This is a genomic window from Streptomyces sp. H27-H5 (assembly GCF_026627505.1).
In the GTDB taxonomy this organism is placed as follows: domain Bacteria; phylum Actinomycetota; class Actinomycetes; order Streptomycetales; family Streptomycetaceae; genus Streptomyces.
Map to the genome: position 1 here is coordinate 1 of NZ_JAPNLK010000083.1, position 13,789 is coordinate 13,789.

Consider the following 13,789-nt stretch of genomic DNA (forward strand, 5'->3'; position numbering starts at 1 on the left):
ATTTCACTTCAGAGGTGCCTTGCTGGTTGGTACTGGTGGAAGCGTCAGAACTCCCATCATCCCAGGTCAGCAGGCACCTCTTCTGGTTTCTCCGTCCACAGCCCGACCACTACACGGTGGATCGAGGATCAAAGCATGGTGTCGAGCCTGCTCCGCAGACGATCAGACCCCTGACTTGATCGCGGCAAACAGGCAGTCCGCCAATGCTCATGTGCAGTGGAGAGGACTCCAACGGAGCGGTCTCCGTCGCCTGCAAGAGTCCACAGGCGACCTGTACCAACAAACCAAAGGGTTCCGGGTCTACGTTTCCGACGTGGTCCCCGGATTCCTCCAGACGCCCGGTTACGCCGCTGCTCTTCTGTCGTCCATCGCGGACTTCCGGGGAACCCCCAACGACGTCAGTGAGGCCGTGGCCGCCCGCATAAGGCGTAACGCGGTGCTGAGCAACGGCGCACGCCGGTTCTCGTTCGTCCTGGAGGAGTCCGTATTGCGGTATCGCCTGTGCAGTGCCGAGACCATGGCGGCGCAGCTTGGCCACCTACTCGGGGTTATGGATCTCCAGAATGTCGCCGTGGGCATCGTCCCCTTCTCAGCACAACGGACCGTGTGGCCGATGCCCACTTTCACGATCTTCGATGACGCCAGGGTGCATGCGGACAGTCTGGATGCTGCTTCCACCCTCATACAGCCCAGCCAAGTCGAGCTGTACGCCAGAGCCTTCGAACGGCTCTCACAAGGAGCCGCGCGGGGTGCTGCTGCACGGTCTCTCATAGCGGGTGCTCTGGCGGCCCTGAACTGAGTCCTCTGGCGGCCGGCAGCAGTCTCTGCACCGGGATGGACCGGGATGGTCACGTGACCAACGCATGACCAACAGCGGTCCGAAACAGGCAGAAACAGCAGGTGAGGGTGACCAACCGTGGCGGGCCGGGGATGGCCTGCACGCGGGGATTTATGCAGGTCAGCTAACTAAGAAGCTGGTGTCCGAGTGGAGAGTTCAAGTCCCCCCTCGGACACCAGCACGAAAGCCCCACTTCGGTGGGGCTTTTTGCGTTGTGCGGCATCATGGCCCTGAACGGGGCGAGGGGGAGAGACGTGTCGCAGCACCATCCGCGCAACAGGCCTGTGATCGCCGGGCGTTACCGGTTGGAGGAGCGGTTGGGCAGAGGCGGGATGGGAACCGTCTGGCGCGCGACCGACGAGTTGCTCGGCCGGTCGGTCGCCGTCAAGGAGCTCCACGTCGGGGACGGAACGGAAGCCGCCGGCGCCCTGCGGGAAGCGCGCACCGTCGCGCAGGTCAGGCACCCCCACGTGGTCGTCGTCCACGATGTGGTGGAGGACGACGGGCGGCCGTAACATCGTGATGGAACTCGTCGACGGCGGATCCCTCGCGGACCGGCTCACCGCCACGGGCCCGCTGGACCCCGCCGAGACCGCCCGCACCGGGCTCGCCCTGCTCGGCGCCCTCACCGCGGCCCACGCCCGCGGGGTGCTCCACCGGGACGTCAAGCCCGCCAACGTCCTGATGGAGACCGGCACCGACCGGGTGGTCCTGACCGACTTCGGCATCGCCCACCTCGCCGGCGCCACCACCCTCAGCGAGACCGGAGCCTTCGTCGGCTCACCCGAGTACACCTCGCCCGAACGCATGCAGGGCGCCGCCGCGGGACCCGAATCCGACCTGTGGTCGCTGGGCGCCCTGCTGTGCGCGGCCCTGACGGGGGAATCGCCCTTCCACCGGGACTCCCTCGGCGGGGTGCTGCACGCCGTCGTCCACGACGAGATCCGCCCGCCGGCGAAGGCGGGGCCGCTGCTGCCGGTCATCCGCGGCCTGCTGGACCGGGATCCGGAGCGACGGTTGGACGCACCGGAGACGCGGCGGCTGCTGTCGGCGTACGTGGCCACCGGCACCATGCCCCTGCTCGACCGGGCCGCCGCCCCCACCCCGCCCGCCGGGACCTCCGGCCGCAAGGCGGCAACCGGCACCGGCACCCCGCCCGGCTACTCCCCGACCGAGCACGTGGCCCGGCCGGCCGGGCCCGCCGCCCCCGCCCGCCCGGCCCTGCGGATCGGGCTGGTCGTGGCCCTGGTCGTCCTGGCGGTCGTCGCCACCGTGACCGTGACCTCGCTGCTCGACAACGGGTCGCGGGGCCGGACCGACACGGCCGGCCCCGCCTCCGGCGCCCCGGCCGCGGACCGGTCGCCACGAACGGCGAACGGCGAGCGGGGCCCCGGCCTCCCCGAGCCCCGCGAACGCCGCCCCCTCGCCCCCGGCGACCCCCACCCCTGCCGGGTCGCGGACACAGCCCGAGCGTTCCGCGCCCACCAAGCCCGCGCCCGCCGGCTACCGCACCGTCGTCGACCGGGAGGGGTTCAGCCTCGCCGTGCCCCAGGGGTACCGGCGCACCGCCGACGACCAGCGGGTCTTCTACGTCTCCCCGGACGGGGCCTTCCGGATCGGCATCAAGTCGACGCCGCCCGTCGCCGGCGGGCCGCCCGCGGCGATGAAGGCCTCCGACACGGCCGGCCCCGACACCAATCCCGGCTACCGCGACAACACCGTCGTGCGGACCACCCACAACGGACTGCCCGCCGCACTGTGGGAGTTCACCTGGAACGGTTTCACCGCGGCGGAGGGTCCCCGGCACACCTTCGACCTCTGCTGGGACGAGAACGGCGGCATGTACGACGTCTGGGTCTCCGCCCCGGTGGGACGGCTCGGCGAGGCGCGGAGCCACTTCGACGCGGCGCTGGACTCCTTCGTCCCCCCGGCCTGAGTCCCGTCACGTCTCGTCCGTCCCCAGGACCACCAGCCCTCCCGGCGCGGTCAGGCTGCCGGGGGTGAGCGGCGCGAAGGTGTGGGGGAGCGCCAGCCGCGGCCGTTCGGCGTCCTCCGGTACGGCGGCGAAGAGGTAGGCGGCCGCCGCGACCGGGTCGCTGACCAGATGGGGGCCGTCCGCGCCGGCGCCACCACCGACCGGGGTACGGAACAGCTTCCGCAGGTGCCGCAGGGTCTCCGGGGTGATCCCGGCCGGCGAGACCGGCGGGACCGGGGGGCTCGGAGTGTTCGCCGCCCCCGTGACGTCCGCCCGCACGGCGGGGGCCTCCGCCGGTATCGCGCCCGACAGGAGGAGGGCCAGGAGCACCGGCACCGCCGTGCGGCGCAAGGCGTCGCCGGCCCGCCGCAGCCGGTGCGCGTGCGGCGCGGGCAGCGACAGCCCGAGACAGCCGGCGGCCGCGCCGCCCACGGCCGGCGCGACCGGGCAGCCGGCCCCGGGGGAGCAGGCGCGCAGATCGAAGACCGGGATGCCCGACGCCATCGGGTCGAGGGCGTGGAACAGGATGCGGCCGTCCGTGACGACCGCCGGCGGGGTCGACGCGACCGGGCGGCGCCGCGCCACGTGGTCCGCGCCGAGGTCGTGGTCGAGGCCGGTGAACGGGCACGCCCCGATGCCTGCGGCGTGCGCACCGGCGCGGAAGTCCGGCCACCTCCACCCCGGTGGAGCGCCGGCCCCGTCCGCCGGCCGCGGGATGCGGGCCTCCGCGTCCGGGTACGGGCCGAGGTGGACGGCGGCCTCCACGCCGTCCCGCGCCAAGGCCCGCCGGAGCTGCCCCGCGAGGCCCGCCAGGACCGCGAGGCCCGGGGCGGCGAGCCGGTCCAGGGCCGGCCCGCGGCCGTAGAGCCCCGCGACGGGGCGACAGGCGTACCCCTCCTCGCACAGCATCGACAGCAGCGGCGCGAGCTCCGCTTCGGCCAGGCCCGATTCCCGCCCCAGTTGGCAGGTCCGCACACCCAGCGGGCGACGTTCCAGGACGCGTACGACGGCCAGCGCGCGGCGGGCCTGCGCGAGGGCCTCGCCCGCGGCGCCGAGGGATCCGCCGGCACGGGAGGCCCCGGTCACGGGCGGCCGGCGCGGCGGGCCCGCACCCGGTGCGGCCGGTGCGGGCGGCGCCGGCGCGGGGCGGAACGCCGCCAGCACGGTCGTCAGCCCCGGTTTGGGCAGCGGCACCGGCCCCAGATCGGGATCGTCGAGCTGGTCCACGTAGCGCAGGACCGCCGCCTGCGCGCACAGCCGGACCTCGCGCAGCTCCCGGTGGCCGGCGGGTCGGTAGCCGCGACGGCCCAGCTCCCGGGCCCAGACGCGGGCGTCGTGGTGCTCGCCGCGCCGGGAGTGGTCGAGGAAGAGGCAGTAGGCGGCCGCCGCGGTCCGGGGCCGCCCGGAGCCGGCCGCGAACTGCCACCAGAACCGGGCCCCTTCGCGGAGACCGGACAGGTGCAGCAGGCAGCCGAAGACCACCGCGCCGGCCAGGTCGGTGTGCCCGCCGCGGGCGAAGGAGGTGAGCCGGGCCTCCGCGTTCGGATCGCACACGGCGCCCAGGCAGGCCGACTTCAGGTCGCGCCGGGCCCGCTCGGCGTCGAGCGGCACGTCCCGGGCCGGGTCGCTCCAGCCGAGGGGGGAGCCGCGTCGTGCGCGGCCGGCGGGCGTCCGGGGGGAGCGCAGCAACCGGGCCTCGGCCGTGCCGAGGTCGTAGTGCGGATAGCGGTCGCGGACGCCCGCCCGGGCCAGGAACTCGGCCAGGGAGCGAGGGGTCCCGTCGCGGTCCCGGCTCTCGCGCGGCCTCATGACTCGACGGACGCGTCGAGCAGCCGGGCGAGTCGACGGTGCGCCTGGCCGAGCTGCGAGCGGACCGTGGCCTCGTCGACACCCATCACCGAGGCGGCTTCCCCGGGCGTGCACTGGAGCCCGTACCGCAGCATCACGGTGTCCCGCTGCCGCTCGGCGAGCCGCGAGACGGCCGAGTAGAAGCGGATGGTGTCGGTCAGCACCTCGTACTGGTCGCAGTGGGCTTCCTTGAGCGCCGCCTCGAAGGCGCTGATGTCCATCGGCCGGGGGCACGGGACGCGCCGGTGCTGCCGATCGACGATCCGTTGTTTGAGGACGGTCCAGGCGTAGGCGTCCAGGCGGTCCATGTGCAGCATGCGGAGCCAGTCGTTCATGAGCGTGTCGAAGGTGGCGTCGACCGCGTCCTCGGCGGCGGCGTCGGAGCCCAGCTGGAGATAGGCGAACCGCATGTAGGCGGGCCGCCGGTTGGTGTGGAAGGCCCAGTACGACAGGCGCGCGGGCGGATCCCACTGGGTCATCGGAGTCGGCTGCCGTCGCCGGCTCGGCAGCCCCACGGCCCCGCCGGACTCCTCCGGTCCGCCATCGTTCACCGCTCCACCCCATCCCCTGAGCCCTCATCCCCTGGGCGCTCGCACCGCCAGCGTGTCAGCGCGGGCGCACTCGAAGGGCGTAGAGAAGAAAGCTGGAAGCAATCGGCACAGTGGTGATCGACTTGCGACCAACTTCGATCGAGCCGCCCCTCAACCGGCGCATACGCATATGCCGTTCGCGTGCCGGACCCTGCGGCACCGTCCCGACCGCACACCGCGTGTGACCATCCCAAGATTCACTCGTTTGTCGGAGCGTGGGCACATCGCAGCGATTCGGTACCACCGCGGTCGAGCAGGCCGAGGCCGTCATCGTCGAGCAGTACCCCCGACTGGTACGGCTCGCCTACGTGACGCTCCCCGGGACATCGGGGCGGCACGCACGCGTACTGCTGGCGCACAGAGCCGTGCAGCGCGCGCTCCCGCACACCCGGGGAGGAGGCCCCGGAGTCGCCGGGCCTGGCGGCCCCGACAGCCCCGGCGCCCCGCTGGAGGACGTACGGGTACGCGTGCTCCGCGCCTCCCTCGCCCGGGCCGGCCGGACCCGCGCCGCCCTGGCCCGGCTCTCCTGGCCACCCGCCCCGCCCTTCGTCTGGGGGTTGCGGTTGTGGCCCCCGGCCGGCGGGATCGACGAGGCCGCCCGACTGCCGGCCGGGGCATCCGCCCCGGTACGGGCCGCCTTCGTGCTGCACCGGCTGGACGGCCTGCCCGAGGAGAGCGTCGTACGACTGCTCCGCGCGGCCGGCGCCGCCGACCCGGCCGACGCCGTCCGCGAGGCGGTCGCGGTGCCCGTGGGGGACCTGGGCGACGCGGGGGACACCGCCGACCCGGACGCCGGGCCCCGCGCGGGGGAGGCGTTCCTGCGGGCCCTGCGGAACCCGGAGTTCGACGCCAGCGTGGTCAGTGCCCGTCCCACCGACCTGCTGCGCCGGCGCCGCCGGGCCCGGGCCGTGTGGGCCGCGACGGCCGCGCTCGCCGTCGTCGGCGGGGTCCTGGCGGCCCACACCGCGTCGAGGGCGCCCGACACCCGGCCGCTCGCCGGGCCCGTGGCCGACTCGGAACTCCCCGACGGAGGCGGTCGGGCCGTCTGGTCCTGCACCCGGGCCTCCGGCTGGGCCGGCCCCGGGGACGTGCTCGTCCAACTGCGCCCGCCCTCGGGCCCGCCGCAGGACGTGGCGCGGGCGCGGGCCACCGCCGCCTGCGGCCGCTTCGGGCAGCACCTGCTCGCGGGCGCCCGCTGGCGCTCCCCGGCCGGTCGTTGGTACCAGCTCGCCGCCGGCAGCCGGGAGGTCACGGGGATCACCGCGACCGGCGCGGTCCGCGCGGAGAGCAAGGGGCGCAGTCTCGTCGCCCCCGCCGGCGCCCGGGGCGCCGCGGTCCGGCTGACCGGGAGGCCGGCGAGCGGCGCCGGGATCACCGCGCTCGACGGGGCGGCCGGCGGCCGGGACTGAACGCCGGGACCGGACGCCGCCCCCGGACCCCTCGGGCGCGGCCGTCCACCCCGCGGCCGCCGGTCGGGGCCCCGGCCCTCCGGCTGTAGCATGGCCCCATCGCGAGGGCCGTGACGGAGAGGTCACTGTCCTCGCTTTTGTGTTCGGTCCACCCGTGGAAAATGCGGGACGGCGCCTTTCGGCGGTTCGATACGATGAACAGCATCACGATCCGTCACGACGGGTCGTCACGCGTAAATCCGTACAAATGAAACGAATGGAGCATCCGAGGATGGCTCGACACCTGATCACCAGCGCGCTTCCCTACATCAACGGGATCAAGCACCTGGGCAACATGGTCGGGTCGATGCTTCCGGCGGATGTGTACTCCCGGTACCTCCGCCAGCGCGGCCACGACGTCCTCTACATCTGCGCCACCGACGAGCACGGCACCCCCGCCGAACTCGCCGCCAAGGCGGCCGGTCTCTCGGTCTCCGAGTTCTGTGCGCAGGCGCACGACGCCCAGAAGGCGGTCTACGACGGCTTCGAGCTGTCCTTCGACTACTTCGGCCGCAGCTCCTCGCGGCAGAACGCCGAGATCACCCAGCACTTCGCGCGTCGGCTCCAGGAGAACGGCTTCATCGAGGAGCGGGCGATCCGACAGGTGTACTCGCCGGTCGACGGCCGCTTCCTGCCGGACCGCTATGTCGAGGGCACCTGCCCCCACTGCGGCTACGACAAGGCCCGCGGCGACCAGTGCGAGAACTGCACCCGCGTCCTGGACCCCACGGACCTGATCGAGCCCCGCTCCGCGATCTCCGGCTCCACCGAGCTGGAGGTCCGCGAGACCAAGCACCTCTTCCTCCTCCAGTCCAAGCTCCAGGTCGAGGTCGAGGCCTGGGTGGCGGAGCACGAGGAGGAGTGGCCGCAGCTGGCCTCCTCGATCGCCCGCAAGTGGCTGACCGAGGGCCTGCACGACCGCGCCATCACCCGTGACCTCGACTGGGGCGTTCCCGTCCCCGCCGACACCTGGCCCGAGCTGGCGGCCGAGGGCAAGGTCTTCTACGTCTGGTTCGACGCCCCGATCGAGTACATCGCCTCCACCAAGGAGTGGGCGGACGCCGACCCGGCCAACCGCGACTACAAGGCGTGGTGGTACGAGGCCGAGGACGTCCGGTACACCCAGTTCATGGCCAAGGACAACGTCCCGTTCCACACGGTGATGTTCCCGGCCACCGAACTCGGCACCCGCGAGCCGTGGAAGAAGGTCGACTACGTCAAGGCCTTCAACTGGCTGACGTACTACGGCGGCAAGTTCTCCACCTCGCAGAAGCGCGGCGTCTTCACCGACCAGGCGCTGGAGATCCTCCCGGCCGACTACTGGCGCTACTTCCTCATCGCCAACGCGCCCGAGTCGGACGACTCGTCCTTCACGTGGGAGCACTTCACCGCCACGGTCAACAAGGACCTCGCCGACACCCTCGGCAACTTCGTCAACCGGGTGCTGTCCTTCTCGCGCAAGCGCTTCGGCGACGACGTCCCCGCGGGCAACGCGGCCGGCGAGGCCGAGGCGAAGCTGGGCGAGCAGATCGCCGAGCTGCTCGCCGAGTACGAGGGCCACATGGAGACCCTCCAGTACCGCAAGGCGGCGGCGGCGCTGCGCGCCCTGTGGTCGGCCGGAAACTCCTACCTGGAGGAGAAGGCCCCCTGGCTGGAGATCAAGACCGACCCGGAGGGCGCGGCGCTCACCCTGCGGACCGCGATGAACCTCATCCACCTCTACTCGGTGGTCTCCGAGCCCTTCATCCCGTCCTCGGCGCGCGCCATGCGCTCCGCGTTCACCCTCGCCGAGGACACCGCGACGTGGGTGACCCCGGAGCAGGCCAGGTCGCTGGACGCGGTTCCGGCCGGTACGCCGTTCACCGTGCCTCCGGTCCTCTTCGCGAAGATCACCGAAGAGGACCTGGAGTCGTACCGGGAGCGCTTCGGCGGCTCGCCGGAGGCCTGACACCCACCGCTTCACCGCAGTGAGGGGCGCGCGGCTGCAATGGACCCATGACCCCTTCCCCCGACTCCTGGTGGACCGCGCCCCGGATGACCGCCCTGTGGCTGCTCGCGGCCGCGTGGGCCCTGTGCTTCCCGCTGTTCTCCACCCTCGCCCCGCACCGGCTCTGGGGCTGGTGCGCGGCCGTCGGCTACCTCGGAGCGGCCGGCCTCGCCGCCCGCCGCCCGGGGGCGGCCGTCGCGGTGGCCCTGACGGGCGCCGTGGCCGTTCCGCTGCTGTGGCTGGTGCTGACCGGGCAGGGACAGAGCGAGGTGGCGGTCATCGAGCGGTCCGGGCGCCTCCTCCTGGACTCCGGGCGGATGTACGTGGACCGGCCGGTACGGGTCGAGGAGTACACCCCGTACCTGCCGGGCATGGCGGCCTTCGGCATCCCGAGCGTGCTGCCCGGCCCGCCGGGGGACGCCCGCCTGTGGTGCGCGGCGGCCCTGTTCGGCGGGTGGTGGGCGGGGCGCCGGGTGACGGGCGCCCGCCCCGGGGGCCTGCTGCCCGTCCTGGTGGCCTCGCCGGCCCTGGCGCTGCCGCTGGTCGTGAGCGGCGTCGACCTGCCGCTGACCGGGCTGTGCTGCCTGGCCCTGGCGGCGGCCGTGGCCAGCCGGCCCGCCCTCGCCGGGGCGGCCCTCGCGGGGGCGTGCGCGCTGAAGTGGACGGCGCTGCCCGCGGTGGCGGTGGCGGTCGCCGTCCTCGCGGCCGCCCGGGGCCGACGGGCCGCGGTGCGCTGCGCCCTGGTGGCGGCCGTGGGGACGGCCGCGTTGGTGCTGCCGGGCGCGCTGCTCCAACCGGCGCAGATGTGGGGGCAGGTGTTCGCCTTCCCGACGGGCCGGGCCGAGGTGCCGACCCCGGCGAGCAGCCCCCTGCCGGGGCACCTTCTCGCCGAACTCGGGCCGTGGGGCTGGTATCTGACGATGGCTCTGCTCGCGGCGGGTGCTCTCGCGGTGGCCGCCTCGCTGGCGCTGCGTCCGCCCCGGACGCTGCGCGCCGCCGCCGACCGCCTCGCGATCGGTCTCACCCTGGCCTTCCTGCTGGCCCCGGCGGGCCGCTTCGGGTACCTGGCGCTGCCGCTGGTGCTCTCCCTGTGGGCCCGCTCGATGACCCTCCCGGCCCGCACCCTCGTCGTCGCGGGCTCCGGACGGTGCTCGGGCGTCGGTCCCGTCGCGCCGCCCCCGAGCCGTACGGACGGCTCCCCGGGCGGAGGTGCGCCCGGGGCGGTCAGGTCTGTGCGCCCCGCAGGTGGGCCAGTACGGCCAGGACGCGACGGTTGCCCTCCGTCGGGTCCAGGTCCAGCTTCATGAAGATGCTGCTCGCGTGCTTGACGACGGCCGCCTCGGTCACGAACAGCCGGGCCGCCAGGGCCTGGTTGTTGAGCCCCTCCGCCATCAGGGCCAGGACCTCGCGCTCGCGCGGGGTGAGCCGCGACAGGGGCAGGTCCGCCGTCCGGGCGCTCAGCAGGACGCGCACCACCTCGGGATCGATGACGGTCTGCCCGCCGGCCACCCGTTCGAGGGCGTCGAGGAACTCGGCCACCTCGCCGACCCGGTCCTTGAGCAGGTAGCCCAGCCCGCCGGCGCCGCGCTCGCGGTCACCGGCGGTGAGGAGCCGGGTCGCGTACGCGGTCGCCACGTACTGGGACAGCACCAGCACCGGCAACGAGGCGTCCCGGGAACGCAGTTCGAGCGCGGCCCGCAGCCCCTCGTCCCGGAAGTCGGGGGGCATCCGCACGTCCGTGACGACCACGTCGGGCCGCTCCGCCTCGACGGCCCGCACCAGCTGATCGGCGTCGCCGACGGCGGCGAGCACGTGATGGCCGCCGCGGGTCAACAACTCGGTGAGACCGGCCCGCAGGAGCACGGAGTCCTCGGCGAGGATCAGCCGGAGCACGGCACCTCCACCCGGAGTTCCGTCGGTCCACCCACCGGACTGGACACCACCAGCCTGCCCTGCAACATCGCCACCCTGTCCGCGAGACCCGCCAGGCCCGCTCCCGCGCCGGGATCGGCCCCGCCGCGGCCGTCGTCGGTGATGGTGAGAGTGAGCCGGTCCGCCTCGACCCTACCGGCGATGCCGATGTGCGCGGCCCCGCTGTGCTTGGCCGCGTTCGTCAGCGCCTCGGTGACCGTGAAGTACGCGGTGACCTCGACGGACTCGGGCAGCCGGGGCAGGTCCAGGTCCACCGTCACCGGCACCGGATGGCGCTGCGCGACCTCGGCGACGGCGGCCGCGAGACCGTGGTCGGTGAGCACCTGCGGATGGATTCCCCGCACCAGGTCGCGCAGTTGCTCCAGGGCCAGCCGCGCCTCGCCGCGCCCCCGGGCCACGAGCGCCGCGGCGTCGGCGGCCCCCGCGATCTGGCGCAGCTCCATCTCGGCGAGCCCCAGCGTCATGCTCAGGGCCACCAGCTGCTGCTGCGCCCCGTCGTGCAGGTCCCGTTCGATGCGCCGCCGTTCGGCCTCGAAGGCGTCGACGAGACGGACCCGCGAACGGGTCAGCTCCCACACCCGGGCGTCCTCCTCGCGCGGCCCGAGGAGCAGCCGTACGGTCTTCACCTGCGCCCCGGTGAGCAGCGCACCGGCGTACCCGGACACCGCGAGCCCGAACAGCCCGACGGCGGTGCCGCAGAGGGCCTCCGGCGGGCCGGACACCACCCGGCCGGGGACCAGCATGACCTGTTCGGGGGCGACGGCCCACACGAACACCGGGGTGGAGACGAGGATCAGGGAGAACGCGAGCAGCGTGAGCACCCCGAAGCCGGCCGCCCCGAAGACGGGCCCGAGCAGCACGGCGTACCCGAACTCCCGCCAGGTGGAGCGTTCCCGCAATCGGGTGCGCAGCCGGGCGGACAGTCGGGCGCCGGCGAGCGGGGTGTGCGGGTCGGCGACCGGCGCCGGCTCCACGAAGCGCAGCCGCCGCCGCTCCAGCCGCCCGAGCGGCACCCCCAGCGTCGCGGCCGCGGTCAGCAGCAGCAGACCGACGCCGACGACGGCGAGCAGCAGTCCCAGCCCGACCAGCCCGACCAGGGCGAGCAGCACGGCGTAACCCAGGACGGATCCGGTACCGAGGTAGCCCCAACAGCGCCAGGGCCACCACGACGTCAGGAATCGTCCCGGCCGTCGCATCGCGGCCCACACGGCGACGGCCGGCTCGGCAGGTGGCTCCGGGACGGCGACGGAAGCGGACATACAGGCAGCCTATGTGACGGCGCGCCGGCTCCCGCCCTGTGTCACACGGCCGCGCCCAACACCAGGAACCCGCAGATCAGAACGAGGAGAATGGCCAGCAACGGCCAGACGAAACGCAGGTACTTGTCGTAGCCGACCTTGGCGAGCGCGACGCCGCCGATGGTGACGGCGGTGGTCGGGACCCACAGGTTCATCCACCCGCTGGCCGCCTGCCAGGCCGTGACGACCAGCGCGCGGGAGACGCCCGCGAAGTCGGCGAGCGGGGCCAGGATCGGCATCGCCAGGGTGGCGTGACCCGAGGTGGAGGGGATCAGGAACGCCAGCGGGAGGTTCACCAGGAAGACGATGACGGCGAACGCTCCCGAGGACGTGCCCCGGACCGCGCCCTCGATGGAGTGCAGGACCGTGTCCGTGATCCGGGAGTTGTTCATGATGACCGTGACCCCGCGGGCCAACATGATGACGAGGGCCGGCGACATGAAGTCGGCCGCACCCTGGATGATCGTCGAACTCAGCCGCGGCTCGCCCATCCGCGCCACCAGGCCCACCAACACGGCGGCGCACAGGAACAGGGCCGAAAGCTGGGGGAAGGACCACCCCAACTCCCAGCGGTACGGGCGGGCGTCCGACTTCCCGACGAGGGCGCTCGACCAGGGCACCACCGAGAAGATCATGAAGGAGAACACGAGGACGAGCAGCGCCAGCACCGTCTTGTGGAGTCCGGTCAACTCCGGTGCCTCGGTCGAGTCGGCGGCGGCCTTCTCCATCCGGTCGCCGGGCAGGAAACCGCACAGGGACTTCGACGGATCCCTGTGGACCCGTCGCGCGTAGCGGACGACGTACAGGATGGTGACGGCGGTGAGGACCAGCCACATCACGGAGCGCAGGGCGATGCCGTCGCCCAGCGAGATGTCGGCCGCCGACGAGGCCACCCCGGTGGCGAACGGGTTCACGGTGGAGCACAGCACGCCGATGCCCGCACCGAGGATCGCCGTGCCGGCCGCGACGAGCCGGTCGTACCCGAGCGCCAACATCATCGGCACCAGCAGGCCGTAGAAGCCCAGGGTCTCCTCGGCGAAGCCCTCGACCGTGCCCAGGATCGAGAAGACCAGCATCACGGCGGCGATCAGCAGCGGACCCCGGTCGCGCAGCCGGTGCGCGAGGCGGGCGATGCCCCGGTCGAGGGCGCCGGTCGCGAAGACGACGGTGATGAACGACCCGATGGCGAGGACGAAGAGGAAGACGCCCGCGCTTCCGTACAGCTCGCCCGAGAGGTCGGGGCCGACGAGCCGCGTCGTGGTGTCCTGGATGCCGTAGAGCCCGTTCACCGGGGCCAGGAACAGGTCGTCCAGGCGGTCGACGAACGTCCGGGTGTCGTCCACCCGGTGGTACGTCCCGGAGATCGGCGCACCGCGGTCGTCGCGGTCGTACGCGCCGGCCGGCACGAGGAAGGCCACCAGCCAGACCGCCACGGTGACGACGGCCAGGACCGTCAGGGCGCTGGGGAAGACGAACCGCCTGCCCTCGGGCCGTTCCTCCTCCACGACGGGAGGCGGCGGCGTGGTGGTCATCGGCGACCGCCCGGCGGCCGCCGCACGCCCGGAAGGAGGACACCGGCCCGCACTTCGGGGCCGTGCCGGCCGTCCGTGTCCATCCGCCACCGCCCCTCTGCTCCCCGGCTGCCCGCCGATCCGCGGGAAGGGGTCCTCCGATCATCCGTCGACGCCGGTGTGGACGCCGTGACGGGATGGGCCGGGCGGGTGAGGGCGGCCCGGCCGATGCCCGAGGTGACCGTTCGTACAAGGATCTTGACCTGTCTGCCGCGTGTCGAAGCCGCGCCGTGATCGTTTCTTCAGCCGTGACCCGCTTTGCCGCTGGTCTTGGCTGACGAACGGATGGGGAGGTCGTGCCG

At 73.5% G+C, this 13,789-nt stretch carries 10 protein-coding genes and 2 pseudogenes; 7 read left to right on the top strand and 5 right to left on the bottom strand.

Annotated elements, in window-relative coordinates; genetic code table 11:
- Positions 1-127 precede the first annotated feature (127 nt).
- From OTB19_RS31695 to OTB19_RS31705, 4 genes and pseudogenes are all read left to right on the top strand, one after another.
- Positions 128-799 (top strand): annotated as a pseudogene (locus tag OTB19_RS31695) (DUF5753 domain-containing protein); the annotation flags it as partial.
- A gap of 293 nt (positions 800-1,092) precedes the next feature.
- Positions 1,093-1,353 (top strand): protein kinase domain-containing protein, encoded by a 261-nt coding sequence (locus OTB19_RS43445; protein WP_324290560.1) that lies wholly within the window; start codon positions 1,093-1,095, stop codon positions 1,351-1,353.
- 7 nt (positions 1,354-1,360) lie between these two features.
- Positions 1,361-1,810: pseudogene (locus tag OTB19_RS43450) on the top strand (serine/threonine-protein kinase); the annotation flags it as partial.
- 571 nt (positions 1,811-2,381) lie between these two features.
- Entirely contained in the window at positions 2,382-2,774 is a 393-nt protein-coding gene (locus OTB19_RS31705) for a hypothetical protein (protein WP_267802151.1), read from the top strand.
- A 6-nt stretch (positions 2,775-2,780) separates the two neighbouring features.
- Here OTB19_RS31705 and OTB19_RS31710 read toward each other — a convergent pair whose 3' ends face one another.
- Positions 2,781-4,622, bottom strand: coding sequence for a hypothetical protein (locus tag OTB19_RS31710; RefSeq protein WP_267802123.1), 1,842 nt, complete (start codon positions 4,620-4,622; stop codon positions 2,781-2,783).
- Complete coding sequence (locus OTB19_RS31715; protein ID WP_267802124.1) at positions 4,619-5,212, bottom strand: sigma-70 family RNA polymerase sigma factor; 594 nt, start codon at positions 5,210-5,212, stop codon at positions 4,619-4,621. Before OTB19_RS31715 ends, OTB19_RS31710 begins: the two co-directional genes overlap by 4 nt.
- A 254-nt stretch (positions 5,213-5,466) precedes the next feature.
- Between OTB19_RS31715 and OTB19_RS31720 the strand changes: the two genes are divergently transcribed.
- The 3 genes from OTB19_RS31720 to OTB19_RS31730 all read left to right on the top strand — a co-directional run bounded on the left by OTB19_RS31720 (position 5,467) and on the right by OTB19_RS31730 (position 9,993).
- Positions 5,467-6,660: a hypothetical protein gene (locus OTB19_RS31720; RefSeq protein WP_267802125.1), complete on the top strand. Its 1,194-nt coding sequence runs from the start codon at positions 5,467-5,469 to the stop codon at positions 6,658-6,660.
- A gap of 271 nt (positions 6,661-6,931) precedes the next feature.
- The gene (gene metG / locus OTB19_RS31725; RefSeq protein WP_267802126.1) at positions 6,932-8,647 is read left to right on the top strand and encodes a methionine--tRNA ligase; all 1,716 of its coding nucleotides are present in this window, start codon (positions 6,932-6,934) and stop codon (positions 8,645-8,647) included.
- A gap of 47 nt (positions 8,648-8,694) precedes the next feature.
- A complete protein-coding gene (locus OTB19_RS31730; RefSeq protein WP_267802127.1) occupies positions 8,695-9,993 on the top strand; it encodes a glycosyltransferase 87 family protein in 1,299 nt (432 codons plus the stop codon).
- Here OTB19_RS31730 and OTB19_RS31735 read toward each other — a convergent pair.
- The 3 genes from OTB19_RS31735 to OTB19_RS31745 are packed head-to-tail and all read right to left on the bottom strand — an operon-like array spanning position 9,911 to position 13,448.
- Complete coding sequence (locus tag OTB19_RS31735) at positions 9,911-10,579, bottom strand: response regulator transcription factor (RefSeq protein WP_267802128.1); 669 nt, start codon at positions 10,577-10,579, stop codon at positions 9,911-9,913. The two genes, OTB19_RS31730 and OTB19_RS31735, sit on opposite strands and share 83 nt — an antisense overlap.
- Positions 10,567-11,877 carry a sensor histidine kinase gene (locus OTB19_RS31740; protein WP_267802129.1) on the bottom strand — a complete coding sequence of 437 codons (1,311 nt, stop codon included), beginning with the start codon at positions 11,875-11,877 and terminating at the stop codon, positions 10,567-10,569. Before OTB19_RS31740 ends, OTB19_RS31735 begins: the two co-directional genes overlap by 13 nt.
- A 41-nt stretch (positions 11,878-11,918) precedes the next feature.
- The gene (locus tag OTB19_RS31745; protein WP_267802130.1) at positions 11,919-13,448 is read right to left on the bottom strand and encodes a YfcC family protein; all 1,530 of its coding nucleotides are present in this window, start codon (positions 13,446-13,448) and stop codon (positions 11,919-11,921) included.
- Positions 13,449-13,789 lie beyond the last annotated feature (341 nt).

Bases quoted from the DNA above. Each gene is read 5' to 3' on its own strand.
- OTB19_RS31710 (WP_267802123.1), bottom strand. From the start codon at position 4,622: ATGAGGCCGCGCGAGAGCCGGGACCGCGACGGGACCCCTCGCTCCCTG.
- metG (WP_267802126.1), top strand. From the start codon at position 6,932: ATGGCTCGACACCTGATCACCAGCGCGCTTCCCTACATCAACGGGATC.
- OTB19_RS31730 (WP_267802127.1), top strand. From the start codon at position 8,695: ATGACCCCTTCCCCCGACTCCTGGTGGACCGCGCCCCGGATGACCGCC.
- OTB19_RS31740 (WP_267802129.1), bottom strand. From the start codon at position 11,877: ATGTCCGCTTCCGTCGCCGTCCCGGAGCCACCTGCCGAGCCGGCCGTC.
- OTB19_RS31745 (WP_267802130.1), bottom strand. From the start codon at position 13,448: ATGACCACCACGCCGCCGCCTCCCGTCGTGGAGGAGGAACGGCCCGAG.